The sequence below is a fragment of the Microvirga sp. VF16 genome, from assembly GCF_016864375.1.
GTDB lineage: Bacteria > Pseudomonadota > Alphaproteobacteria > Rhizobiales > Beijerinckiaceae > Microvirga.
The window spans coordinates 461,304-486,117 of the sequence record NZ_CP069358.1; the positions used below are offsets into that span (position 1 = coordinate 461,304).

Sequence of the window (24,814 nt, forward strand, 5' to 3'; positions counted from 1 at the left end):
CCGACATGCGCCGGCGGGTAACCATTGCGAGGGGACCACATGCACATGGCGCCTCATCTATGAACCACTATCTGTGCTCCTATCGAGTGAGCGAAACCACTCGGCATAGGGTGTGTTGCCGACCAACCGCCTGTTGTAGTCAGGCGTGCCATCGGTCCACCACACGGGGCCACGCTCGCCCAAGTCACGTTTCGCGGCATCGATCCGGGCCCGGGCTCGGGCCAAGGCTTCGGGATCACCTCTGGCGCTGCGGACGGCCCGACGTGCTGCCATCAACTCCCGAACAAGGGCGTCACGTATCTTGGGATCCAGCCTGGGATTGCTCAGCCGCCAGAGCCGGCCACGAACCACGAAGTAGCGACCATCAGGTGTATGCGGGTACGGATCAGACATGGGGTCGTCCAGAAGGCAGGATTGTCCGTGGAGAGTGACACCAGGCAACTCACCAACGTCCCGAGGCGATCCAGCGCCAGCCACGACTACTATGCTACTAAAGCATAACAGGCCTTCGTTGGTGCCGCTCCTCTGCGCCTTGGCGCATCCCTATATGTGCAGTGCAGCAAGAGCAATGATCGCCGGCCATCGGGGCCGGTCACCTGCTGGGGGAAAACCATGTTCGTTACCTTTATCCTGTCCAAGATCCGCGCCTACAAGCTCTACCGTCAGACCGTGAGCGAACTGTCGGAGTTGTCCGATCGTGAGTTGGCGGATCTGGGCGTTGCCCGTTTCGATATCGCCCGCGTCGCACGTGAGAGTGCCTTCGCCTAAGCAGTCGTCCGGCTCAGAATCAATCGCCCGCCCCTCCGGCGGGCGTTCCTTTTTGAGCACGAGCCTGTCTGCCTGGATAAAGCGCCAAATCGTTCCGTTAAGAGCAACGTCGATGCCTGCACCCAAGAAGAAGCCGTCCAGCGTCCGGACCTCGCTCCGCTTTGAGCCGCCTACTCTGGAGGAGGCGATCTTTGCCGCGCAGGGCCTCACCGATAACGTGGATGATCAGGTCGAGATTGCGGCAAGGCTGATGGGATTGCCCGAGGCCGACGTTAGAGCCGCAATCCCGAAGATGGCTCCTGTCAGGCCGCGTCTCGCTGTCAGGCCGCCAGCGCAAGCTCGGTTTGCGCCAAGCCGACCGCCGGTTGTTGTCGAGCGCAGAGCGCCCCGCGTTCTGATCCGCTGAGCGATGGACCGCAATCACGATTGCCAAGCGCGTGCAGGACAGAGCAATGTTCTGTTCGCGAGACAAAGGCAAGAGCATGATCGGGCAGATCCGCTGCTGCCGCAAACGGCGGCATTTATGAAAGATCTTTGACGATACGTGCTGCGCGTTGAGAGCGATAAGGCCGCTTCGTCGGTAGCAAGATCACTCTTGCACCCATCAGCCTATCCCACGCCTAAAGTCGAAAAGCTTTTCGGCCAGTTTTTCGCTAAGACGCGTCAACGGCCCAGTATCGGCAGACAAGAAAAAGCCGGGCCAAAAGCCCGGCAGAGTTAAGGTCCGACAAAAGTCAAAACCTTCCAGAGGGAACGGCCGATACGACAGCGCCGGGAGGAAGAAGGCGGTGCCGCGTTGAAATCAGCCGCTGCTGATATCGGCGGCATCGCGCCTCTTTACAATGCAGCATGCCTCATGCAGGGGCTGCGCTGAGAACATGGCTCGGCTATGGGTCTTTGATCCCTTCCCTCCCATCATGCGCATGACTATCCATCAGTTCGGTCCCAGCTTCTGCGAGCCTCACCAGGACGCAGGATGGAGGCGCCGCTTCCAACGCTCATGTCGAGCCAGTTGAACAGCAGCAGCCTGGCGCTTGGTCAGCCTGCGCTCGATCGCTTTCGGCGGCGTCTCCGCCGATGGCCAACTGAACCCGGCCTCTGGTATTCGCTCAAGATCATCCACTGGTTGGAGAAATTCGATCTGTTCAACAGCTCCATGAGCTTTCCTCCCCGACTTCCGCGCACTGGCTTTCGCACTTTCAACCTGCACCGGCGGAACGTCATGAACGGACATTCCGTCCTCTTCAATTGCAATATCGGGCAGTGGCACGACTTCGGTGATCACCGGCACAACTGCGTGCGCTTCCTTCCCGTCTTCGGAGGCGCTCATTGCGAAATCAAGCTCCATCTGCTTCCGATTGGTCTCCGCTGCAGAGTGCTTGCGGCGGGCGGGTTCAGCGGGCTTCGAGTTGCTCCACGGATGCTCGACAATGCTCGGTAGGATGCGAGGGACAGGAGATGGCTCGGCGGCGGCCTGAGGCTCTTCCTTCTGAAAGATCTTGGTTGGCGCAACCGGCGTCGGCTCGAACAGGCGCCTTGGCGGGAGGTGATGAGGCTGCCCTGGAATGCGGGATTTCTTGATCTCAACCGAGAAAGGCTTGGTGTTCCGCTTCATCTCATATGCTGACTATGAACTGGAAAAGATAGTGACCTAAGATCTTGTCTGCACGACGTCAACACCAAGAGCACACGTCATTCACCATCGGAAGTGCTCGCAAATTCGAACGACATCAGAATGATTTCTGCATGATTGCTTCTCTCAGACAGCGCCAGATCTCACCTTTGCAAAACAGGTGAGCGGGTTTGTCACCATTGTTCCGGCGGGCATGAACGCTAGCTTGGATCGAGGAGGGCTGATGATGACGGACGATGAAGTAGAGATTGTAGCGGCGGAACTTGCCAAGGCCGGTGGCGTCTCCTGGCATGCAGGGCACGAGCGCGGCCCGCTGAAGCTGGTCATGAATCGTTATCGCGACCGAGCCCGCCTTGCCCTTGCCGCTCTTGAGCGCGTCCGGGCAGCCACGCAGGCGCAAGCTCCGGACCCGATCGAGATCGAGCAGGTGAGCCAGAACCTTCAAGCTCACCTTGATCCGGGCTCACACGAGGGGGTCACTGTCGGAAGCCTGATTTTATACCGTCCTCCGGGAGACAAGAGAGCCTATCCATGTCGGGTTCAGAAGGTCGATGGAAGCCGTGTGTACCTTGTTCCCGATGTCCCGACCTGCACCGGCTGGGTGGATCTGACCAACGTTTCATCTCCGGCCATTCAGTAGGGCGTTCAAGCCGTGACAAATCTTATCAAGAGCAAAATGGCGCGTACTGACGGCGTCATCGACGCCGACCCGCAGGCTCATGCCGTCGCTTCATCCTCTTCGGCTCGTTCAGGGCTAACCCGCTATTACTTCAATCTCACGGATGGCGAGATCATGATCCGCGATGAGGAGGGGATTGAGACGGTCAGTCTTCAGGCGGCCGTGGTGTCGGCCCTGGAAGCGGCCGAGGAGCTGCGCGCTCAGGATCCGTCCAATTCGAGCGAGTGGCAGGGATGGCGGCTTGAGATCGTCGATACCTCAGGACGAGCCGTGCAGATGATCCCGCTTGATGCCCGCTCCGCGCATTAGCCGCACATCAACCGGGTGGCCACGCGGCGATTGCTCTCGCGAGCATCTGATCAGCTGGTGACACCCGCTGTGTCCCGGTTCAGGAAGGAGCGATACGCCGGATTGTCGCTCTCGTCCCAGTACGGGTATCCGAGCTCATCCAGACTGCGCTTGAGCTGCGCTCGCTCCGCGGCAGGAACCTGGATGCCGGCCAGCACGCGGCCGTAATCGGCGCCATGATTGCGGTAGTGGAACAGTGAAATATTCCAGCTGCCGGACAGCCCATTGAGGAACTTCAGCAGGGCTCCGGGCCGCTCGGGAAACTGGAAGCGGAAGATCAGCTCATCCTCAAGACCAGGCGTGTGTCCGCCGACCATGTAGCGCACGTGCAGCTTGGCCATTTCGTTGTCGCTCATGTCGAGCACCGGATAGCCCTGCTCCCGCAGCATGGCGATGATCTGCCGCTTCTCGACATCGCCGTCCGAGAGCTGCACGCCGACGAAGATCTGCGCCGCCTGAGGATCCGAATAGCGATAGTTGAACTCGGTGATCGAGCGCTTGCCCAGCAGCTGGATGAAGCGGCGGTAGCTGCCGGGCTGCTCGGGAATGGTCACCGCCAGCAGGGCCTCGCGATGTTCACCGAGCTCGGCCCGTTCGGCGATGTGCCGGAGCCGGTCGAAGTTCATGTTGGCGCCGCTGTTGACGGCAACCAGCCCATTCGACCGTGATCCTTCTCGTTCCACATACTTCTTCAGCCCTGCCAGGCTCACAGCTCCGGATGGCTCGGCAATGGCACGCGTATCCTCGAAGATGTCCTTCACTGCTGCGCAGATCTCGTCCGTGCTGACGGTAATCACCTCGTCGAGCAGCTCCCGGCACAGGCGAAACGTCTCCTCACCCGCTTGGCGCACAGCAACACCATCTGCAAACAGCCCGACTTGGTTCAGGATGATGCGCTCGCCGGCCGCAAGGGCGCCGGCCATGCTCGCGGCATCCTCAGGCTCGACCCCGATCACCTTCACCTCGGGCCGCAGGAACTTGGCATAGACGGCCACTCCCGCAGCCAATCCCCCTCCCCCAACCGGCACGAATACGGCTTCGAGAGGATCGGGATGCTGGCGCAGGATCTCCATGCCGACGGTGCCCTGTCCGGCAATGACATCCGGATCGTCATAGGGATGAATGAAGGTGAGGCCTTTCTCCGCCTCAAGCTGACGGGCGTGGGCATACGCCTCGTCAAAGCTCTCGCCGTGCAGGGTCACACGGCCGCCCTGCCCTTTCACGGCTTGAACCTTGATCGCAGGTGTGGTGCGTGGCATCACGATGGTGGCCTTGGCACCGAGCTTCTGAGCCGCGAGAGCCACGCCTTGGGCGTGATTGCCAGCCGAGGCGCAGATCACTCCTCGCTCGAGCGCCGCCCACGGCAGGCCTGCCATCTTGTTGTAGGCGCCGCGCAGCTTGAACGAGAACACCGGCTGAAGATCTTCGCGCTTGAGCCGAATAGGGCTCCCCAGGCGCTGAGACAGGCGCGGCATGGGATCGAGCGGGCTCTCGATCGCCACGTCATAGACCCGGGCGGTCAAGATCTTGCGGATGTAGTCGTGCACGTCAGAGATGCCTTCCTGGTTCAGCAGGGGAGTCCGTATGCTCCCTTACGCTCTTGTATCCTTCCGATCCAAGCAGAGCGGCGGGTTGGCGAGCCTACTTTGCCTGTGTTGATCGGGGCACGACGTTATGGAGGGTCTGGTCGGCATTGTCGAAGAACTTGCGGATGTTGCGCGCGGCCTGCCGGATGCGCTGCTCGTTTTCCACAAGCGCGATGCGGACATAGTCGTCGCCGTGCTCGCCAAAGCCGATGCCGGGCGCCACCGCCACATCGGCCTTCTCGACCAGCAGCTTGGAGAATTCGAGGCTGCCCAGCGACCGGAACTTCTCCGGGATCTGCACCCAGGCGAACATGGAGGCGGTGGGCACCGGCACCTGCCAGCCGGCCTTGGCGAAGGACTCGACCATCACGTCGCGGCGGCGCTTGTAGGTGGCGCGCATCTCGCGGATGCACTCGTCCGGGCCGTTGAGGGCGGCGGTGGCGGCGACCTGGACCGGCGTGAAGGCGCCATAGTCGAGATAGGACTTCACCCGCGCCAGCGCCGCCAGCAGGCGCTCGTTGCCGACCGCAAAGCCGATGCGCCAGCCGGCCATCGAGAAGGTCTTGGACATCGAGGTGAATTCCACCGCCACGTCGATGGCGCCCGGCACCTGCAGGATCGACGGCGGCGGGTTGGATTCGTCGAAATAGACCTCCGAATAGGCCAGATCCGACAGCAGGATCAGCTCATGCTTCTTCGCGAAGGCGACGAGATCGCGGTAGAAGTCGAGGGAGGCCACATAGGCGGTCGGGTTCGAGGGATAGCAGACGACGAGGGCCACCGGCTTGGGGATCGAATGCGCCACCGCGCGCTCGGCCGCGACGAAGAACTCCGGCGTCGGCTCGGCCGGCACCGAGCGGATCACGCCGCCGGCCATCAGGAAGCCGAAGGCATGGATCGGGTAGCTCGGGTTCGGCACCAGAATCACGTCGCCCGGCTCGGTGATGGCCTGGGCCATGTTGGCGAAGCCCTCCTTGGAGCCCAGCGTCGCCACCACCTGCGTATCCGGGTTGAGCTTCACGCCAAAGCGGCGCTCGTAATAGCCGGCCTGGGCGCGGCGCAGGCCGCCGATGCCCTTGGAGACGGAATAGCGGTCGGTGCGTGGCTTGCCGACGGTCTCAATGAGCTTGTCGATGACGTGCTGCGGGGCCTGAAGGTCCGGATTGCCCATCCCGAGATCGAGGATGTCGGCGCCATTGGCCCGGGCGGCCGCCTTGATCCGGTTGACCTGCTCGAAGACGTAAGGCGGAAGGCGCTTAATCCGGTAAAAATCAGGCATGGGTCTCATTCCGTTGCAGCCATACCCAACACAAGGGGTCCTTTACGACGCTGCCGTGGGCGAGGCTTAGGGACGCCGCCGTTGATGCGGGCCTTTAGAAGAGGCGAGGCGCTGAAGGTCAGTGACCGGCGAGGCTCGATGGGCACTGCTTCGCGAGTTTTGGGATTGCGGCCGACCCGCTTGCTCTTGTGACGGACGGTGAAAACGCCAAAGCCTGACAGCTTCAGGATCTCACCCGCTGCGAGAGCCGCGCTCATCTCCCCAAGAACCTGCTCGACGAGTTCCGCTGACTCCGCTCGTGAGAGGCCGACTTTGGCAGTGACAGCCTCGGTCAGATCGGCCCGGGTGATCGTCTTGCCCGCCATGATGATCCCTCGATGCTGGTCATTCACTTAAGAAAAAGGCCGCTGTTGCCAGCGACCTGAGGTGCAGAGGACATTCTCCCTCTGAAGGGAACGGTGCCGCAGGGTAGAAAAGCGACGGCCCGGAAGGTTGTTACCAAAATGGGGTTATTCTTAGTATGAAATTTCAACAACGCGATCATGCGCGCAACGCATGATCAAGTCGCAATTCTCATGAAACAGTTCAACAATGCAAGGTCGTAACGTATTCCCATAGGGGAATTTTGCGTGGCTGAGGACGGTTCAGGCCGTAAGGACGATCTCTGAAGCACTGATCTGCTTATGGAATGGTATCGCAGGTCCTCATGCAGGGCGCCTTTCGGTACCCGATCCAGCTCCGAGGGGCCTCGTATAGACCAAGCGCCGGTGCCACGGGCACCAGCTTGAGCCCGCCTGCGTCTCCCCTCCGCAGAAGATCGCATTGGGCTGCTTGTCCGAGACGATGAAGCGGCATTGCCGCGCTCGGAGCTTGAACAGGGTGGTTCGGGTCTGCGGGGGCGGTTCACTGATCTCAGGCATGGCTCTGACATCCGGTACATGGACCGGAGAGCAACACGATGAGGGCGTGGAAGAGTTCCACGCTGGCTTCAGCTATCAACAGCTTGATCGTGGCACGCCCGATCGTGGAGGTCACTGTGTCGCGAGGCTGCTGCTGAGGAGGTTCCTAAGGCAGTTGAGCGCACAGGGTGATGACGCAATCACAGCCGAAGCCGCCGTGGCCGACAGCCAAAGATCGATGGCCTGCGGCCGGTGAAAGACAAGTCGCTTCATACGGGCACGATTCAACGGATCAGGTGAAGAGCAATGGATGGCTGGGGAGGGCATACTGCGGCGGAATGGTACTGCCCTCTCTGCCCGAAGCGAGAGAGGCAGCAACGCGAAAGTCTTCCGAGCCTAGTGCTTGCGCGCCTGCACAAAGTAGGCTGGAACGGTTGTCTCTCCGAGAGCCTTGCACGCCTCCAGACGATGTAGTCCCTCAACCAAGACAAAGCGTGTGCCGTCAGGCCGCACAAGTATGGGAGCTTGCTGCCCCTTTTCGATGATGCTCTCGGCCAAAGCCTCGACCTTCTGGGGATCAAGAGTTTGCCGACGCTGCACCGGCACATAGACATCCTGGATGGCGAGGATCTGCCTTTTCATCATCTCTGCTGCTCCAGCCTCGGGGTATATCTTCTGAAGCTTATGCGCAGGGCGTTGGCTTGCATAGGAACATGCCATCCGGAGAGGCGTTCACTGACAGGTCCAGCTTAGCAATTCCGTAGGCCGTCTGCGTTGGGCCTCCTCAACCGGAGACACATCCATGAGCAAACTCACAGCATTGATGGGCTTCCTCTTCCTGGCGGTTTCGTCGGCATGGGCGCAGACTCCACCCGCCACGCCCGGATCACCTCCGGCCGGAGACGCCCCAGCTTCAGGGGGCGGCATTGCGGGCTATTGGTGGATTATCATTGCCATTATCGTTGTTGCGGCTGTCGTCTACTTCATGAGGCGTCGCAGGAGCATGTAAGCGAGTTGACCCTATAGGAACGAAACGTGACATCAGGCGTTGATCGGTAGCCTATTTGATGCTCATGACCTTACCCGAGATTGGAGCCCGGCCTTGTGCCGGGTTCTTTTGTATGAGCGCCACAGTCCATGGCTCATAGGCAACTCGATGGAGGGCGCATCCAGGGCGGGCGAAGAAGAGGGTCCGTTGTGACGATGGGCTCATGAGCTACTTCTTGTCCGAAGATCAGTCGGGACCGCTTACGCTGCCCAGATGACAAAGTGCACCCCTGTCCTCACGATCAGTATCGCCGTCCGAGCATCCAATTGCCCACCTCATCGAGGGCATCAAACGCTCTATTGGTCAGACGGCGCGGACCGGCCAGAAGCCCCTCCTCCCGCTCCACATTATAGGGCTGCTGTTGGGGCGGCATCGCCTCACGGTACTCGCTGAATTCGTCGATTGGCTTGTCGAAAGCCCGCTCTCGCTGAGACACGGCAGGAAGCATGTTCGTTGGCGGCGGCGGACGCAGGTCATGCCTCGCCTCAACCGAGCGACGGTTCTCGGGCGGCAGAATGTCCTCGACCCGGCTCAACGCCACGGATTGCGACTGAGGCAATGCCACGCGGTAGCCGAGCTTCTGAGCGACGCCAGGTAGATTCTGGACCGCTGTCCGGCCCGCCTCCAGGCCATGGCAGATGCTGAAGTACAAGGCATGGAAGTTGGCGTTCTGCCGGATGGTCTCACGGTTCTCTTTGGTGGCGAACGGCGCGAGATAGAACGCCATGGTGCGCCCACCCTTCTCGGCCACGATCGCCGGCTTGGTGCGCGAGCAATACACGTACCCGTTCTCCTCGCTGAGTTCCCGGCGTCCGCTCGCGCTGGCATGGAAGGTCCTCACCCGGGTCTGCATGAGCGTGCCCTCCCCTGTCTTGGTCAGAGGAGAGGCCGCCAGGATGGCGAACTCGTCGCAGCCATCAGAGCGGCAGAGCCCGCGGATGATGTCTGGACGATTATAGGTCTGAGCGAGGGCTGGGGTCGCGAGGACGAGAGCAAGGGCAACAAGAGGTCTGAGCATTGGTGGCCTTGGGCGGGCTGACGGTTAACGAAGTGTCACCCCCGAGGTCGCGCACGAATGTGACGATTTCAGGCCGCTCTCCCCAACGGCATCTGGCGGAGATATCCGTGATCGCGCATTCGGCTGCGAAGAGCTCCGGACGTTCGGAAGTCCCACTATGCGTTTGCACAGGTTCGGGCCTTTTCGTCCCTATAAGAACCCGAGCGTCAGGAGCGCCTGTCGTATCCGGCGATCCGAGCCACCTTGGCCTGCTCGCAATAGCAGTCATCAAGGGCCCTGTCGCAGATGTTGCGCGGGCAGGAATATAACCGGGATTTTGCCGCCCATTCACGCAGCAGACTGACTGGTGAGACACGCAGCCCTCATGAAGTGTCTCACCCTCACCCCGTCCAGAGTTTCTCCCAGCATGAGCGCAGACAGGAATGAGGTGCGCCATAGAGTTGCCGCAATCCCGAACCGACTCTTACCGTCGCTGGAAAAAGGATAGGAAATGAGCAAGGTATCCACGACCCTCGGGGCTTCAATTGTTGCACTCGGGGCCTTCCTTGGTGGTGTCGAGGCCAAAACCGTCTTCTACGAGATCAACGGTCAGCGGTATTCGTATGATACCAACAACCGTCAGCAGACGGCGACTGCCCGTAAGCAGATCGAAGCGGCGAAGACCGCCGAGTCTGCCACGGCGCAGGCGGCGGCAGAGCGTGCAAGCAATCCCTTGGTCACGATCTTCGGGTCGCAGACACAACAGAAGGCTGAAGCGGCTCAGGCGCACTTACAGCAGATCATTGCGGAGCAGGAGGCGGCGGCTGGCAAGCGCCAACGAGTTATGCAGGCAACCAAAGACGAAAGTGTCGCAAAACCCGCCAACGGGCAGGCTGGAGAAACCGCAAGCGTCAATGAGCGCGCGCCGGCGGCCGCAGTGGCCATCGCGGCAACTCAACCAGCAGCAGCCCATCCAATGGCACCAGACCTTCGTGACCCTGCTGAACCTGTCAGACCTGAGAGCCTCTCAAGGGCCGCGATCAGATCGATCTCTCTTGATGCCGAGACCGGTATCAAAACGGTCATCCGAGTGGATGGATCGATCCATGAGGAGCTCTTCGACCCAAGCGTTCTGTCGATACTTGATCCGGCGCCGCGTTCTGTTGGCTCTGCAAGCAAGGTGACTGGTGCCGATCAGTCACGTAAGATCTCACCTGATGAAACGACCGGTGCCACCAGCGTGCGTGAAATGACGCTTGGACTGCATGCAGGGACAGACCCACGCGGGAGATCTCTGTCGAATTAGATAAAATCCAGGTTAGGGCATTCATGGTGCCGTGACAGGCCGGTGATTTCCATGGGTCTTGGAATGATGAATGAAGCTAATCACGCCAGGATGGCCGGATAGTCGCAAGATTGCATGAGCGCGGAAGTTCATCCCATAAAATCACGCGGCGAACCGGAGATTTCCATGTAACCAGATGCCCTTGTGACCTGGTTTGAGTGGCTGAGCGGCGGACAGTTGGTCACGGAAACGCCGATGGGCATCAACCAGCAACCGCAGCTTTCGAGCCATTGGCCGCAGATTTGCGGTCCGATCGACAACCAACGCCTCCGCCGCAGCGTAGAGATCTCCGATTGCGGCCTCAAGGCCGGGATTCCGTTCAATCAGAGCCATCAGCTCTATCAGCTGCTGTTGCAGGCTGTACAAAGCCGCTTCTGCGCCGCCCTGCTGGATCGCCAGCACGATCGGGTCAAGCCTGCCGAGCATCTCGTCGACGGCATTCTCAAAGGTCGCTTCCGTCATGGATATCGTCTCCAGACTTCGAATCGGAGGTCTCATCTGGTGGAAGGCTGACCCATTTGGATTGCGGACTGGTTAAGCATCTGCGAGCATCGCAGACTGGGCGTTCCACCGCTTTCCGTTCGATGCCCCTGATGTCCTGCACCCGACAACTACACTTCACCCAGACTACGACGAATGGAATCTCAACCCTGCCGAGCGCTCGCTTATCAGGGGCAAGGAGTTTGAGAACGACCTCTATGCGGTCTCGGCGAAAAAGCACGCCATGGCTGAATCAGCGTTGCTCGACATCAAAATGCTGGGACTGGGTGCTCCCTCAATGGCAACCAGTCCGGTGACACTGATTAGGTCGGCTTCCTATCTGCTGGTACAATCACCGGGTCCGGCGGACCGCTTCGGTGTTCTGTTCGCTCCCGATCCGAGTGATACATCCCTCAGTCCCCAGCGCGATGGAGTACCCCGACAATTGACGCCGAGCTTGTCGTTGTTCTCGCTCGGATGCGGAAACCTGCCGCAAAGTTCTGCAAAACGTGGGCCTGTGCGTTCCTCTCCTGCGTAACAGCATCACTAACGTTCCCAGTCATTTTCCTTTTCCTGTCCACCGAATGGATCAGACCACGTGAAAGACCTTCTCAAAAAACTCTTTGGACTTGGGCTCTCTAAAGACGCCATCATCGCTCCCCACGGTGCGCTCCTCACGCTCGGAGAGGACCGCCGGGGCGTTCCTCACGGCACGACCCGGAACGCCAATACCCTCCTCCTCGGAGCCAGTTCGCGCCAGCGGGTGGAGAGGGTGATCGTTCCGACCCTTCTGCGGGGCACATCGGCCAGCTACATCGTCGACGACCCGACTGGGGAAGTTTACGACCTTACCGCTGCGACCCGCGCCAAACTGGGACCCGTCTCGCGCATTCGGTGGCACAACGGAAGCTCCTATAATCCACTCGCTGACATCAATCTGGGCGCCGATCCGGAAACCCGCTCCCGGCGGCTGCACAACATCGCGGAAACGTTCATCAGCCAATGGACAGAAGGATACGACAGGATTCCAGAGATCAAAACGAACGATGGCAACGACACCATCGAGCAGGAAGCGATCTCCGCTCTCTGGGGCCTTCTGGAGCTCGCCACCGCCCAAGTCGCGAACGCCGGCGGATTGCGTCTGGCTGAGCCGACCTTGATGGGTCTGTACACGGGCCTCATCGAGCACCGTCTTGACGATAAAGCTGCTGATTATGTTGCCGCCGCCGACAACTCCGGGAGCCCCAGAGCACTGTTCGAATTGCGCACCTACGCGGCTCTGTCCGATGAGCGCCGTCGGGTGATCCACGACGCGATCATGCAACGGCTGGCGCCCTTTCATACCCCCGAAACCTCCTGGGCCTCCGGCGATCCGCGCGGCCAGTGGGCGGCGCATCGGAACATCAGCACCTCTGAGGCGGTCGAGATCAGCGGCCCGGCAACCGTTTACGTGTGCTGCCCGACCCGACACGGTCCGCATGCCGCGGCCTACAATCTCCTGACACGCCACCTGTGGCAGCAGATCATTGATGAAGCGATTCACGGCCGCAGCGAACAGGCGGCCGACAAGCCTCAGCGGCCTGCCGTGTTCATCTTCACAAACACTGATCAGGCCGAGCCGATCTCGGGCATGACAACGCTGGCCGCAGCCGCCAAGAAGACCGACCTCTCCATCCTCGTTTCCGCTGACGATGCGGCGTCTCTTGACCGACTCTACGGACCGGCCAACGCCGAAGCTCTCAAGGCCGCGATGGACTTGGAACTCGACTTCGATCCAGCCGCCACCCGATTCATGGTCAAAGGACCTGAAAAGCCCATCCTGCGGCCTTCCCAGGCGATGGGATCCTTCCTCTTGCCCGCGCCCAGAGATTTTTAGAAATCTGCGCCAGGGATTTTCCGCATCTGACATCTCTGGCGCATTCTGCAACAAGTCTGTTGCCGGCCTCAAGCCACCGAACGGACCTGAAATCACCAATTTGTCAGGATCTGCCGCACATTCGGCCAAGCGTCGAAACAAGACAGGATCGTCTATGATTTTTCAGGCCACGCGGTAAGGCCTGTGGACCTTCAGGTGATCCGAGGGATTCCCGCGCCAGTCGAACTTTGATTGGTAATCGTCCTGAGCGCGGATGCCGCTCGGAACGCCAAGGCGAATGACTACAAGTGCATCACTGGAGGCACGCTGCTCGTTCTCACGATGGCCTTCTGGAATTGTGTGGTGGATTGGCTGGGCTACCCTCCACGGGGAGTTCGAGGATTAGGACAAATGAACGGTCTTGTCCCAACACGATAATGGCGCGAGGCTCTCTCTAGGGCTTCAACTTCTCAGAGATGGCAGAGTGCAGGCCCTGGAGCCACCCGGCAATGTCGGATGAATAATGCGCCACCTCCATGACGAGCAGCGCAAGATCTTCATCCGACGAGACCCTGGCACCCTTCACTCCCGAGAGGAGCTTCATGACCTCTTGATCGCGCATGGGATCCGGAGGGTCTGCAACCCAGCCGATGCTGGCCTTGTTGATGGCGAGTTTGAAGCGCTCCCCACTCTGGAAGCGGGCATCGACAAACCATCCGTTGCCACTCGGGCTCAGGTCGACGACGGTAAGTGATGAAGTTCTGACGCTGCCCTCGGGCACAGGATGCTGACCGGCCACCTCCAGCACCTCCCGCAGCCCCTCAATGAACTGTTCCATGCTCATCGCGGACCGGGCCAGCGTTTCGATTCCGTAAACCATCTGATTGAGGCTGGTGAACGGATAGCCTGGTTCACCCACCCTGTCAGTGCTCCAATGGAAGATAGACGACAGCCTCTCGGCGATTTCCCTGTCATCGGGATCGATGCTGACGCTCTTGCCGTTCCTGCCGGCTGTCATCGTCACGGTCCTGCCATCAGGGAATATGATCCGGGCATGAGAAGGTCGCCATCGATGACCTTGGTTGTGAGCGCCACCGACTGCCTCCTTTCGCCTCAGACCTCGACAGCGACGGTATACCCGTCAAGCGGAGCCGCAGACAATACGGGCACCTTGGGCTCCAGCGGCTAGCCCCGATGCACGCCGAAACAGAGCCATCGTCAGAACTGCCCCTCCTATTCGGTCATTCGTCGGTTAATCTGATGGCGTCTAATTGGCGCTAATGGAACTTGAGCTTGGGTCGGACAACCCGGTTCACGTGCCCGACCAGAATGAGAGCCAATCCTTTCAACCATCCGTGGACGCCGATCAGGTGCATCCGATAGAGTGACAGGTAGACCATACGAGCGATCCGCCCCTCGACGGCCATGCGTCCGCCAACCAAGTTGCCCATGAGACTGCCAACCGTCGTGTAACGACTGAGGGACACCAGAGACCCGTGATCGCGGTATACGAACGCCCTCAGCGGCTTTTCGGCGATCAGGGAGAGAACGTTGCGATATGCTGTCCGAGCCATCTGATGAGCCGCTTGGGCACGCGGTGGCACCGGCCGGTCGGCACCTTCAGGCTTAAAGTAGCAGCAATCACCAATGGCGAAGATGCGATCGTCACGCGTGGTTTGGAGCGTCGTGCGTACGACAAGCTGGTTGCTACGGATCGTCTCGAGGCCAGCAATATCTTTCAGGACGTCCGGTGCGCGCACGCCAGCCGCCCAGACCTTCAGGTCCGCTCCGATCACCTCTCCCGTACGGGTGCCCATGCCGGTTGAGGTGACCTCTGTGATCGCAGTATTGACGAGGACCCGTACCCCAAGCCCCTCCAGTTCCTTGTGAGCCGCCTCAGCCAGGTCCACGGGCAGGGCGGGGAGGATTCGAGGACCGGCCTCGACCAAGGTTACGCGCAGACGGCTCTCATCAAAGACCTCCAGTCCATAGTGTTTTAGGGCGGAGGCCGCATTGAAGAGTTCGGCGGCGAGCTCTACTCCAGTGGCGCCGCCGCCCACAATGGTGACATTGACATAGGCGTTGGCGCTCGGATCCAGGCTCATTGTTCGCGAGACGCGCAGACAATGGTTTAACAGTTTCTGCCGGAAGCGATCGGCTTGCTCGCGGTCTTCCAAAAACAGACAATGCTCGCGCACGCCCGGAGTGCCAAAGTCGTTTGACACGGCGCCGAGGCACAGGATCAAGTAATCGTAGCGAATCCTGTGGCGTCCAATGATCTCACTGCCATCCTCATCCAGGATCGGCGCCACCACGACCTGTCGCGCCTCACGGTCAATCGTCTCGAGACTGCCCAGGAAGAAACGGTATCGCCATCGATGTCCGTGACTGCGATAGCCGACTTCGTCCAGGTTCGCGTCAAGCGACCCGGCTGCGACCTCATGCAGAAGAGGCTTCCAGATGTGGGTTTGGTTTCGTTCGATGAGGATCACGTCGTAAGCATCTCGACCCAGCTTCGCACCAAGCCGCCGCACGAGCTCGAGCCCGCCGGCTCCGCCTCCAACAACAACAATCTGGGTTTTCATGGTGTTGGTGCCTTCTGTATGTGTTGAGTCCGGTTGCGGCTGAGCTGTCGCTCAGGTTCTGCCTGAGACTACCCTCTTCCGAATAAGGCCCCACGATCGGGCGAGCTGCAGCGACGATGAGATGCCGACATCAAGCATGAACGGTCCGGCGCTTCCCGCTGCGGCCTGAGCTTTCGTGCTGCGCACTGGCGTGCCGTGGCCCATGCCGTCGATCAGGTACGACTCGATGACTATGTCGCCTTGCTTGTTCGCCCAGGCTCGCCGGCGGTGGCCCCTGACAGACGTTTCCGCAAAGACCCCCTCCGGGACACCATGCACGTTGGCCCATTGGCTGAGCAACGCGGCGGCATTGGAAGGCGCAACGGTCCGATCGGCCGTGCCATGCCAGACCGAAACCGTCGGCCGCCGTCCGGTATGGGCCGAGGCCGCGCGGACAAGGTCGCCCCATTGCTGGGCGGTGCGGGCCCGAGGTCGCTTCATGGCGGACAGGACCTGCCGGGAACCCGACGCAGCCCCAAAGGGCAGACCGGCGATGATCCCGCCACCGGCAAAGACCTCAGGATAGGTGGCCAGCATCACCGATGCCATAGCCCCACCGGCCGAAAGGCCCGTGATGAAGATCCGTTGAGGGTCAATGCTATGGGTTCTTCGCATGCGGATGATCATCTGGCGGATCGACAACGCCTCGCCCGAGCCCCGTCGCGCATCGTGGGACTGGAACCAGTTGAAACAGCGGTTGGGGTTGTTGGCGCGGGTCTGCTCGGCATAGACAAGGGCAAAGCCGTGCCGCTTGGCCAACAGCGACCAGCCGCTGCCCTCGTCGTAGGCCTGAGCGGTCTGCAGGCACCCATGCAGCACTACGACCATCGGTGCTCTGGCGGGTAGCTGCGGCGGAACGTAGATCAGCATCTGGAGATTGCCGGGGTTGGACCCGAAGGTATTGATTTCGACGAGCTTGCTCTTCTTAGGCTTGGTCTTGCGGGGCTTGATGACGAGCTTGCGCGAGGTCGCCGTGACCGTGCGAAGGGTCCTCTGCCATCGGCGCTGAGCCTTCAACAGACGAGCAATCGGAAGCTTCAGTCGCATGTCTACCCTGTAGGAGATTTGCGATGCAGGGCCGCCTCACATGGGGAGTTGCAGGCGATCACGACGGCAGGATTTGTAACAAGCGGCGTTACATTGCTTGGCGGATCCTTGATATCGGGCTCCCGGCTCGTCAGCCGGGAGCGTTGTCGAAACAGAGCGTCAGACGGCACTCCGATCCCGCGCAGGCTGTCCCGCAACAATCCGGCTGGCATCTTGGGCCACTTGAACCGTCAGTTGCGTCAGGCGCTGGCTGTTGTCGATCATCTGCTCGACGTTTTGACGCACGAGCGCGCTCTGAAGGCGGATGACATCCGGCATCGACCGGCAGGTCAGAAGGTCAATCCCACTCTCGACGTTCTTCAGCAGACGCTCCTGGCGCAGACCGAACCATTCCAGCGTAATCGTTCCGGCTCCGCGGGCTAGGATCCGGTTGGATTGCACAACAGCTTGAACGTGATGCGAGGCCTGATCGAGCCACGTTAGAGCCTCCGGGATCTGACGCTTGGACGTCTCAACGACGCTGTCGACGATCTCAGAAGCGGCATGCAGATTGGCCTCGACTGTCTCGTGGACCTCCTGCCCCCCGTCCTGGACGGCCTCGGCGGCGGCCTCAACCACTGCCAGCAAGGTCCCACCTGCGTCCGACACCGCTGCGGCCTGCTTGCGCCCGCGCCTGGTGCGTCGCGGTTCGCCGGCAGCCCGGCGGATCGCCTCGGCTTCAGCGATCTCCTCCTCGACCTTCTCGACGACAGCCTCGACCTCATCCTCGTCCAGGACCTTCAACACCACGGGCAGCAACTCGTCCTTGTCGTTGCGGATGTGCTGCTGGAACACCTGTCTCAGCTCTGCCACCTTGGCCAGGAACGCATCGCTGTCCTTTGGCGTTGCCATGAGGTCGCTCAGGAGGACCCTGGTCTGCTGATTGTCATCGCGGGCGCCACGAACGAGATCAGCGGTCTCAGGATGCTTCTCCAGCACCGGAAGGAGGTGCTGTTCCTGCAGACTGGCGAGGAGTTCCAGTTCTTGGCTGAGGGCTGCGAGCAGCTGTTCGCGAGCGTCGACAGCCTCGTTGGCAGTGGCCAGCAACTGGGCAAAAAGTTCGTTGGCTTTATCGGGCGGTGTTTGGCCGATGGTTCGATTGGGCATCATTCCTCGCAAAATGGCTGGAGGATCCTGCATCGTCCGCAGAGGGCCTGCAGCGGTAGCGGTCTGGATCTCTCCAAGGGGTGAAAGAACGCCGGACAGGCACGCAGAACTGGGCAGGCAGGCTTCGTGAACACGAATGGAGGCCAGGTTATTGCTCCGCTCACGAGGCTTCAACTGCATACTGCAGTGCAGCATGACAGAGCAAGTGTTGTAGCCGGCGCAGCCTTAAACAATTAGAAAATGACTCGATTGTGCGGTGCACAATTTTACTTGACTTTCATTGTGCGATGCACAATAAACAACCAGCCGAAGCATTGCCCGGCTAACCTGTCAGAGGGCACTTGCCCGCATCGGAGAACTTGTATGAACCAGCAGCTTGAAGCCGTTCAGAAGCTCGGCAAAGACGGTTTTGATGCCACCGTGAAGGCATTTGAGGTTGCGTCCGCCGGCACCAACGCGATCGTTGTTGAAACCACTGATTACGCCAAGAAGTCGTTTGAGCAGAGTGCGTCCACCTTTGAGAAGCTCGTCGGCGTCAAGTCGCTCGACAAGGCGATCGAGGTTCAAACCGACTACGTGAAGAGCGCCTATGAAGGCTTCGTTGCCCAGTCGGCGAAGACCCGTGAACTCTATGCCAAGCTGGCGCAGGACAGCTTTGCGCCGTTCACCGCTCTCTACTCGACCGCGCAGTCGACCTTCGCCTCCGCGAAGCCCGCGGCCCGCACGAAGTAACAACAGATTTCGGCAGCCTGCTTTCAACGCCTGGCCGTAAGGCCAGGCGTTTTGCGCTGTCATAGGGTTCTGGACACGTGGGAGCGATGGGGGCATCAGGTCTCTTTTTCCAGGGCAGCGGTGATCCCAGAGAAGCTCACTCCAGGATCGCCCGCTCGGTCAGGCCATGTACTGCCCGCCGTTGACGGATAGGGTCGAACCGGTGACGAAGCCGGCCTCGTCGGCGGCGAGGAAGAGCACGCTGCGCGCGATCTCCTCCGCCTCGCCGAGGCGGCCGACGGGAATGAGCGGCAGGATCTTCGCCTTCAGCACCTCTTCGGGCACGGCCTTCACCATTTCTGTGGCGATGTAGCCCGGCGCGATCACGTTGACGGTGACGCCCTTGTTGGCATTTTCCTGCGCCAGTGCCTTGGCGAAGCCGATCACGCCCGCTTTGGCGGCGGAATAGTTCGCCTGCCCCATCTGGCCCTTCTGGCCGTTGATGGAGGAGATGATGATGATGCGCCCAAATCCGCGCTCGCGCATGCCCTCGATCACCGGGCGCGTGCAGGTGAACATGGAATCGAGATTGGTGCGGATGACGGCGGACCACTGATCGAAGGTCATCTTGTGGAACATGCCGTCGCGGGTGATGCCGGCGTTGTTGACCAGGATGTCGACCGGTCCGAGTTCGGCCGCCACCGCCTTGATCCCGCTCTCGCAGGAGGCGGCGTCGGAGACGTCGAACTTGAAGACCGGAATGCCGGTCTCAGCTTTGAACTGGTTGGCGGCTTCGTCATTGCCGCCGTAATTCGCGGCAACCGTGTAGCCTGCGTCTTTCAAGCCTTTCGAGATCGCGGCACCGATGCCGCGGGTGCCACCGGTGACCAATGCAACGCGCGCCATGTGATTCTCCTTCTGACGGTTCATCCCTGGGGATCGCTCTGGATCCCATGTCAAAGCAGCCCGGGTTGATCCCGGGCTGCTGATCGTTGGTCTTACCGCTCGAGGCACATGGCGACGCCCATGCCGCCGCCGATGCAGAGAGTGGCCAGGCCCTTCTTGGCGTTGCGCCGGCCCATCTCGTGCAACAGGGTCACGAGCACGCGGGCGCCCGAGGCGCCGATCGGATGGCCGATGGCGATGGCGCCGCCATTCACGTTCACGATCGACGGATCCCAGCCCATGTCTTTGTTGACCGCGAGCGCCTGGGCCGCGAAGGCCTCGTTCGCTTCGACGAGCTCAAGATCGGACACCTTCCAGCCGGCCTTTTCCAGCGCCTTGCGCGAGGACGGGATCGGGCCGGTGCCCATGATCGCCGGATCGACGCCGGCGGTCGCCCAGGAGGCGATGCGGGCAAGCGGGGTCAGGCCGCGCTTCTCGGCCTCGGCCTCCGTCATCAGCACGATGGCGGCCGCGCCGTCATTGATGCCCGAGGCATTGCCGGCCGTGACCGTGCCGTCCTTCGAGAAAGCCGGCCGCAGCTTGGCGAGAGACTCGACGGTGGTGCCGGCGCGGATGTACTCGTCCTGATCGACCACGATGTCGCCCTTGCGGGTCGCGATCGTCACCGGCGTAATCTCGTCCTTGAAGCGGCCTTCCTTCTGCGCCGCCTCGGCCTTGTTCTGGGAGGCGGTGGCAAACTGATCCTGCTCCTCGCGGGTGAGCTGCCAGCGCTGGGCCACGTTCTCGGCGGTGTTGCCCATGTGGTAGCCGTTGAAGGCGTCCATCAGGCCGTCTTTCAGCATGGTGTCGACGAGCTTGAAGTCGCCCATCTTGGTGCCGGCGCGCATATGCGCGGCGTGCGGCGCCAGCGACATCGATTCCTGGCCGCCGGCCACGATGATGCTGGCATCGCCGTTGGCGATCTGCTGCATGCCGATGGCGACCGTGCGCAGGCCGGAGCCGCAGAGCTGGTTGAGCGCCCAGGCGGTCTTGTCCTGCGGCACGCCACCGGCCATGGCGGCCTGCCGGGCCGGGTTCTGGCCCTGGCCGGCAGTGAGGATCTGGCCGAGGATGACCTCGTCCACGTCCCCGCCTTCGACCTTGGCGCGCTCGAGGGCCGCCCTGATGGCAACCGCGCCGAGCTCATGGGCCGGCGTGTTGGCGAAGGCGCCGTTGAACGAGCCGACGGGGGTGCGCGCCGCGCCGACAATGACGATGGAAGTCATGGGATCCTCTTTCATGGTGTTGTGCAGGAAATTGCTTCAAGCTGCCCGCACGTAGCGGCCGGGCGCATCTTCGATCGGGGTGAGCTTGCCCGCGCCGATTACCCGTGCTTTGGCCCGTTTGCGGTCCTGCGCCTCGACCCAAGCCTGCCAGTGCGGCCACCAGGATCCGGGATGCTCCTCCGCCTGTTCAAGCCACCTCTCAAGGGAATTCTCGGGCGCCCCGCCAGTCCAGTACTGATAGCGCCCGCGAGACGGCGGGTTGATAACCCCGGCGATGTGCCCGGAGCCCGCCAATACGAAGGTCACCGGGCCGCCCAGGCGCCCTGCTCCGGCAAACACCGACTGCGGTGGTGCAATATGGTCCTCGCGCGCTGCGAGGTGGTAGACCGGAAGCGTGATGGCTGAGAGATCGAGTTGGATGCCGCCAAACTCCATCCGGCCCTCTGACAGATCGTTCTGCAGATAGCAGCGCCGCAGATAGAAGCTGTGGTTGGCGGCTGGCATTCGGGTTGCGTCCGAGTTCCAGTACAGCAGGTCGAAGGGCAGCGGCTCCTGGCCCCTCTGGTAGACGTTGACGATGTAGGGCCAGATCAGATCGTTGGAGCGCAGCAGATTGAAGATCGTGGCCATCTTGCTGCTGTCGAGATAGCCGCGCTGCGCCATGTCACGCTCGATCGCCCGGATCTGCTCCTCGTCCGAGAACACCCTCAGGTCGCCGGCCTGCTTGAAGTCGACCTGCGTGGTGAAGAACGTTGCGCTCTTGATCCGCGAATCACCTGTTGCCGCCATGTAGGCCAGCGTTGCCGACAGCAACGTCCCGCCGACGCAATAGCCGACGGCATTCACGGCCTTCTCACCGGTGGCCCGTTCGACAGCATCCAGGGCCTCGAAGACGCCCTCGCGCATATAGTCCTCGAACGACTTGTCGGCGACGCTCTCGTCCGGATTGACCCAGGAGATGATGAACACGGTGTGCCCCTGATCCACGGCCCACCGGATAAACGACTTCTCGGGATTGAGATCGAGGATGTAGAACTTGTTGATCCAGGGTGGCACGATCAGCAACGGCCGCTTGAGCACCTTTTCAGTCGTGGGGGCATACTGGATCAGCTGCATCAGGGCATTCTGATAAACTACCTTGCCTGGGGTAATCGCCAGATTGCGGCCAACCTCGAACTGAGTGGGATCGGTCTGGCGGATCTTGAGCTGCCCTCCCCCGCGCTCGATGTCCTCGGCCAGCAGCTGCATGCCGCGCACGAGGTTCTCGCCGTCTGAGGCGAAGGTCTCGCGCAGAAGTTCTGGATTGGTGAACACCCAGTTCGATGGCGCCAGCGCGTTGATGATCTGCCTGGTGTAGAAGCGGGCCTTGCGCTGTGCTTCCGGATCGAGTCCCTCTGTGGCCTCGACCAACTGCTCGGCCCAACGAGAGGTAATGAGATAGGACTGCCGCATGGCATCGAAGAACTGATGCTCGGTCCAGGCCGGATCCTTGAAGCGGGCGTCCTTGGGAGTGGACGGAGCGGATTCATCACCACCCATGCCCAGCGTCTGCCGCACGGATGAATTCCAGAGATCGACGTAGGCCTGCCAGAGTTTGGATTGCGCTTCGATGAGGGTTCCTGGCTGAGCCACCAAAGCCCGTTGTACCTGTGCGAAGGTGTGTAGAGCCGGTGTGACATTGTCAGCCTGCGCCAGCGGTCCAAGTGTGCCGATCTGCGGCTGGATGTAGGCTGTGGCGGCCTTGCCGGCCTCAGTCACCAGACGGGCCATGTTGCCTGCGAAGCGGTAGGGATCCGTCATCGCAAATCCCGAATTCACCACGGCCCCAGATTGTCTGTCAGTGGTCAAAGGCAGCCTCCTGATGTTGCCCGGATCCGACGCAAGTCGTTATTGCCCTGATGCGAAGTGGATTATGCGAGGTCACCGCGTCACTGCGAGCATGAGCGGACGACAACGTCGTTCCCCGGGCTTGATCAGCAGGTGGACGTTCATGCCACATCCAAGCAATGCCTGCCGAGTAGCGACGCCACCGATGATGGGCCTGACACAGGACGAACGGATGCGGCTAGGTGGCGGGGAAACTGGGAAATGCCTGCAAGGTAACGAAGCGTCTCGTCGTGTGGGTCGCAGAATCTCGTGCGGTCATGAGCCTTCCTGATCACGTCTTACCTTGGGGAGCTAACCTCACACGAAAGAAACGAGTATGTCTGTCTGCAATCCGACACAGCAGGAAAGGAATTTCGCTGGCAGTGTCATAAAATCTTCATACGACAGTCTATTCGCAGACTGGATGTCCTTCATTGGATCAGGTTCAGTAGCCTGCGTGACAGGCAACGACCCTTCGTCAATTACTGCAGAGCAATTTGTTAGGACATTTTGATGGAGCGCGAGGCGCAGGGGCCTGTCACGCAAAAGAGGAATTGAGGTGTGACGAGACTAAATTCTGCACTTGGCAATGCTGCCGACGAGCGAGACACGTCAGACGGGTAAGCACTCCCAGCCGAAGCTGGGTGCGCAGCCTGACCACTCAAAATCGGGTTCTAGGCGACGCGGCTGACCCGGGCGGCGGTTTTCTCGACCTGCCTGGTCACGGTGCGTGCGGCCTCGTCCGCCATTGCGATCGTGAGCTCGGCAATGCGCCGGCTGTTCTCGACCGTCTGCTCCAGGTTGTCGCGCAGCAATGAGCTGTGCACCTCGACGAAGTCCGTCACCGACCGGCAGCGGGCGAGGGCCTGCAGGCCGTCGAAGTTGCGCTGCAGGCGCTTCTGGCTGCGGTCGACCACCTCGCGCGAGGCGTCCTGGAGACCACGGGCCAAAACAGTCCCGGACTGTGCGGCCGCCCGGAGATTGTGTGCCGCCTCTTCGCTCAACCCCAGGGCATCACCGTCGACACGGCCAAAGATCTGCAGGCTTTGGCCAGTTGTGCGGCGGCTCAGTTCTGACAATGCGCCGAAGCTGGTCTCCACCGCCTCCTGCATGGCCCGCGCCATGGTTTGAGAGCCTTCCACGCTGGCCCGCAGCGTGTCCGCCACGTCCTCCGTCACGCGCTGAACGGCTTCGGTCTGCTCACGGGTCCGGCGGCTATCGGCACGTTTCATGTCATCAATGGTAGCCATCTCATCCTCCACTCTCTCGACCATGGCGTTGGCATCCTCGTCGCTCAGAACCTTGAGCACGGCGGGAAGCAGCTCCTTCCTGTCGTCGCGGATGTGCTGCTGGAACACGTTCCGCAGCTCGGTCACTTGGCTGATGAACTCAGCACTGTTCTTCATGCGCTCCAACTCGCTGAGGAGTGCGGCCGTTTCTTCATTGTCAGTGATAGCCTCCCGCAGGAGATCGTGCATTCCGTGCCGCGTCAGCACCGGAAAGAGGTGTTCTTCCTGGAGGGTGGCGAGAAGCTCCAGCTCTTCCTTCAGCTCCGCCAACAGCCGCTCGCGGGTTTTGACCGCAGTGTCAGAGGTCGCGAGAAGCTTGTCGAAGAGCTCATTTGCCTTGTCCGGCGGAGCCTGGCTGAGCCGTCCGTTCGTCATTGTTCCTCACAAGAGATGAAAGCGACAGTCTCAAGCGCTGTAGGTTGTGCCACAGGATGTGACATCTGTATGTCGACTGGACGAAAAAATACGACGCACACCGCACGACCGACAGGGCCATACCTTCGCGCACGCGATCGGCGGCGTGTCTGGCGGTGACCCGCTCCTCAATCGTCAGGACGTTTGTCCCTGAACCCCGGCCGCTCGCGGAGCGACCCGTTCTTGCTGTTCTTAACGCAGGTTAATTCGTCAATGATGACCAAGGTTCCACGCTCTGTCGTGCGGCAAAGCGGATTGCGCTGCGCAAGCGGCCATTGCGAGAAGTCTCTGATCTTTCGACCCGCGTGGACAGGAGATGGCCGGCAGATCATACCCGAGCAAGGTTATTGCTTCTCGTGCTGGTGAAGTGTGCCCTGTCGTTCTTGTTTCGTGAACAAAGGAGCACTGGAAAGCCGTTCGATCTCCATCCGCACATCAGTGGGGACCAGCTTGCCGTCGAAACAACTTGAAGTCGCGTGTTGTTGCCCGGAAAGGCGGTCGCTGCGGTGACTGATCTCCTTTCCATTCATCAACAACCAAAGGCATGTGCATTCATCGAATCCTATTGTTACAAGCGATATTCAACCAGGCTACGGCACCTTGGGGCGAATTCATGGCAATTGTGTTCC

25 protein-coding genes are annotated in these 24,814 nt (G+C 60.9%); 8 read left to right on the forward strand and 17 right to left on the reverse strand.

Features of this window, described 5'->3' with window-relative positions:
• Positions 1 to 57: 57 nt before the first annotated feature.
• Entirely contained in the window at positions 58 to 393 is a 336-nt protein-coding gene (locus JO965_RS45005) for a hypothetical protein (protein ID WP_203447608.1), read from the reverse strand.
• 219 nt (positions 394 to 612) lie between these two features.
• Here JO965_RS45005 and JO965_RS45010 point away from each other — a divergent pair, with 219 nt between their 5' ends.
• Positions 613 to 768: a DUF1127 domain-containing protein gene (locus tag JO965_RS45010; RefSeq protein ID WP_203447609.1), complete on the forward strand. Its 156-nt coding sequence runs from the start codon at positions 613 to 615 to the stop codon at positions 766 to 768.
• A 112-nt stretch (positions 769 to 880) separates the two neighbouring features.
• Positions 881 to 1,174: a hypothetical protein gene (locus tag JO965_RS45015; RefSeq protein ID WP_203447956.1), complete on the forward strand. Its 294-nt coding sequence runs from the start codon at positions 881 to 883 to the stop codon at positions 1,172 to 1,174.
• A gap of 555 nt (positions 1,175 to 1,729) precedes the next feature.
• Here the strand turns inward: JO965_RS45015 and JO965_RS45020 are convergent.
• Positions 1,730 to 2,116 carry a hypothetical protein gene (locus JO965_RS45020; protein ID WP_203447610.1) on the reverse strand — a complete coding sequence of 129 codons (387 nt, stop codon included), beginning with the start codon at positions 2,114 to 2,116 and terminating at the stop codon, positions 1,730 to 1,732.
• 508 nt (positions 2,117 to 2,624) lie between these two features.
• On the opposite strand from JO965_RS45020, the gene JO965_RS45025 reads away from it, so the two are divergent.
• Together JO965_RS45025 and JO965_RS45030 are read left to right on the forward strand one after the other, a co-directional pair.
• On the forward strand, positions 2,625 to 3,041 hold the full coding sequence (locus JO965_RS45025) for a hypothetical protein (protein WP_203447611.1): 417 nt from the start codon (positions 2,625 to 2,627) through the stop codon (positions 3,039 to 3,041).
• Between the two features lie 36 nt (positions 3,042 to 3,077).
• Positions 3,078 to 3,389 (forward strand): hypothetical protein, encoded by a 312-nt coding sequence (locus JO965_RS45030; RefSeq protein ID WP_246777298.1) that lies wholly within the window; start codon positions 3,078 to 3,080, stop codon positions 3,387 to 3,389.
• Positions 3,390 to 3,439: 50 nt separating this feature from the next.
• Here JO965_RS45030 and ilvA read toward each other — a convergent pair whose 3' ends face one another.
• The 5 genes from ilvA to JO965_RS45055 all read right to left on the reverse strand — a co-directional run bounded on the left by ilvA (position 3,440) and on the right by JO965_RS45055 (position 7,837).
• The gene (gene ilvA, locus JO965_RS45035; RefSeq protein WP_203447612.1) at positions 3,440 to 4,975 is read right to left on the reverse strand and encodes a threonine ammonia-lyase, biosynthetic; all 1,536 of its coding nucleotides are present in this window, start codon (positions 4,973 to 4,975) and stop codon (positions 3,440 to 3,442) included.
• 94 nt (positions 4,976 to 5,069) lie between these two features.
• A complete protein-coding gene (locus JO965_RS45040; protein WP_203447613.1) occupies positions 5,070 to 6,293 on the reverse strand; it encodes an LL-diaminopimelate aminotransferase in 1,224 nt (407 codons plus the stop codon).
• Between the two features lie 5 nt (positions 6,294 to 6,298).
• Positions 6,299 to 6,658 (reverse strand): integration host factor subunit alpha, encoded by a 360-nt coding sequence (locus tag JO965_RS45045; RefSeq protein WP_203447614.1) that lies wholly within the window; start codon positions 6,656 to 6,658, stop codon positions 6,299 to 6,301.
• A 339-nt stretch (positions 6,659 to 6,997) separates the two neighbouring features.
• Complete coding sequence (locus JO965_RS49945; protein WP_203447615.1) at positions 6,998 to 7,213, reverse strand: GcrA family cell cycle regulator; 216 nt, start codon at positions 7,211 to 7,213, stop codon at positions 6,998 to 7,000.
• Between the two features lie 375 nt (positions 7,214 to 7,588).
• Positions 7,589 to 7,837 carry a ParB N-terminal domain-containing protein gene (locus tag JO965_RS45055; protein ID WP_203447616.1) on the reverse strand — a complete coding sequence of 83 codons (249 nt, stop codon included), beginning with the start codon at positions 7,835 to 7,837 and terminating at the stop codon, positions 7,589 to 7,591.
• Between the two features lie 157 nt (positions 7,838 to 7,994).
• Here JO965_RS45055 and JO965_RS45060 point away from each other — a divergent pair, with 157 nt between their 5' ends.
• Positions 7,995 to 8,201: a hypothetical protein gene (locus JO965_RS45060; protein ID WP_203447617.1), complete on the forward strand. Its 207-nt coding sequence runs from the start codon at positions 7,995 to 7,997 to the stop codon at positions 8,199 to 8,201.
• A 280-nt stretch (positions 8,202 to 8,481) separates the two neighbouring features.
• Here JO965_RS45060 and JO965_RS45065 read toward each other — a convergent pair whose 3' ends face one another.
• Positions 8,482 to 9,258, reverse strand: coding sequence for a hypothetical protein (locus JO965_RS45065; RefSeq protein WP_203447618.1), 777 nt, complete (start codon positions 9,256 to 9,258; stop codon positions 8,482 to 8,484).
• A gap of 490 nt (positions 9,259 to 9,748) precedes the next feature.
• Between JO965_RS45065 and JO965_RS45070 the strand changes: the two genes are divergently transcribed.
• Positions 9,749 to 10,543, forward strand: coding sequence for a hypothetical protein (locus JO965_RS45070; protein WP_203447619.1), 795 nt, complete (start codon positions 9,749 to 9,751; stop codon positions 10,541 to 10,543).
• 141 nt (positions 10,544 to 10,684) lie between these two features.
• Here JO965_RS45070 and JO965_RS45075 read toward each other — a convergent pair whose 3' ends face one another.
• Complete coding sequence (locus tag JO965_RS45075) at positions 10,685 to 11,044, reverse strand: hypothetical protein (protein ID WP_203447620.1); 360 nt, start codon at positions 11,042 to 11,044, stop codon at positions 10,685 to 10,687.
• A 616-nt stretch (positions 11,045 to 11,660) separates the two neighbouring features.
• On the opposite strand from JO965_RS45075, the gene JO965_RS45080 reads away from it, so the two are divergent.
• Entirely contained in the window at positions 11,661 to 12,938 is a 1,278-nt protein-coding gene (locus JO965_RS45080; RefSeq protein WP_203447621.1) for a type IV secretory system conjugative DNA transfer family protein, read from the forward strand.
• A 433-nt stretch (positions 12,939 to 13,371) separates the two neighbouring features.
• Here JO965_RS45080 and JO965_RS45085 read toward each other — a convergent pair whose 3' ends face one another.
• The 4 genes from JO965_RS45085 to JO965_RS45100 form a co-directional block, all read right to left on the reverse strand.
• The gene (locus tag JO965_RS45085) at positions 13,372 to 13,935 is read right to left on the reverse strand and encodes a hypothetical protein (protein WP_203447622.1); all 564 of its coding nucleotides are present in this window, start codon (positions 13,933 to 13,935) and stop codon (positions 13,372 to 13,374) included.
• 259 nt (positions 13,936 to 14,194) lie between these two features.
• Positions 14,195 to 15,502, reverse strand: coding sequence for an NAD(P)/FAD-dependent oxidoreductase (locus tag JO965_RS45090; protein ID WP_203447623.1), 1,308 nt, complete (start codon positions 15,500 to 15,502; stop codon positions 14,195 to 14,197).
• A 51-nt stretch (positions 15,503 to 15,553) separates the two neighbouring features.
• Entirely contained in the window at positions 15,554 to 16,588 is a 1,035-nt protein-coding gene (locus JO965_RS45095; RefSeq protein WP_203447624.1) for a PHB depolymerase family esterase, read from the reverse strand.
• Between the two features lie 159 nt (positions 16,589 to 16,747).
• The gene (locus JO965_RS45100) at positions 16,748 to 17,737 is read right to left on the reverse strand and encodes a phasin family protein (RefSeq protein WP_203447625.1); all 990 of its coding nucleotides are present in this window, start codon (positions 17,735 to 17,737) and stop codon (positions 16,748 to 16,750) included.
• Between the two features lie 360 nt (positions 17,738 to 18,097).
• On the opposite strand from JO965_RS45100, the gene JO965_RS45105 reads away from it, so the two are divergent.
• Positions 18,098 to 18,466: a phasin family protein gene (locus JO965_RS45105; RefSeq protein ID WP_203447626.1), complete on the forward strand. Its 369-nt coding sequence runs from the start codon at positions 18,098 to 18,100 to the stop codon at positions 18,464 to 18,466.
• A 159-nt stretch (positions 18,467 to 18,625) separates the two neighbouring features.
• Here the strand turns inward: JO965_RS45105 and phbB are convergent, their stop codons facing one another.
• The 4 genes from phbB to JO965_RS45125 all read right to left on the reverse strand — a co-directional run bounded on the left by phbB (position 18,626) and on the right by JO965_RS45125 (position 24,146).
• On the reverse strand, positions 18,626 to 19,351 hold the full coding sequence (gene phbB, locus JO965_RS45110) for an acetoacetyl-CoA reductase (RefSeq protein ID WP_203447627.1): 726 nt from the start codon (positions 19,349 to 19,351) through the stop codon (positions 18,626 to 18,628).
• Positions 19,352 to 19,443: 92 nt separating this feature from the next.
• Entirely contained in the window at positions 19,444 to 20,616 is a 1,173-nt protein-coding gene (locus JO965_RS45115) for an acetyl-CoA C-acetyltransferase (protein WP_203445702.1), read from the reverse strand.
• A 36-nt stretch (positions 20,617 to 20,652) separates the two neighbouring features.
• A complete protein-coding gene (gene phaC / locus JO965_RS45120) occupies positions 20,653 to 22,416 on the reverse strand; it encodes a class I poly(R)-hydroxyalkanoic acid synthase (protein ID WP_203447946.1) in 1,764 nt (587 codons plus the stop codon).
• Between the two features lie 740 nt (positions 22,417 to 23,156).
• A complete protein-coding gene (locus JO965_RS45125; protein ID WP_203447628.1) occupies positions 23,157 to 24,146 on the reverse strand; it encodes a phasin family protein in 990 nt (329 codons plus the stop codon).
• Positions 24,147 to 24,814: the final 668 nt, after the last annotated feature.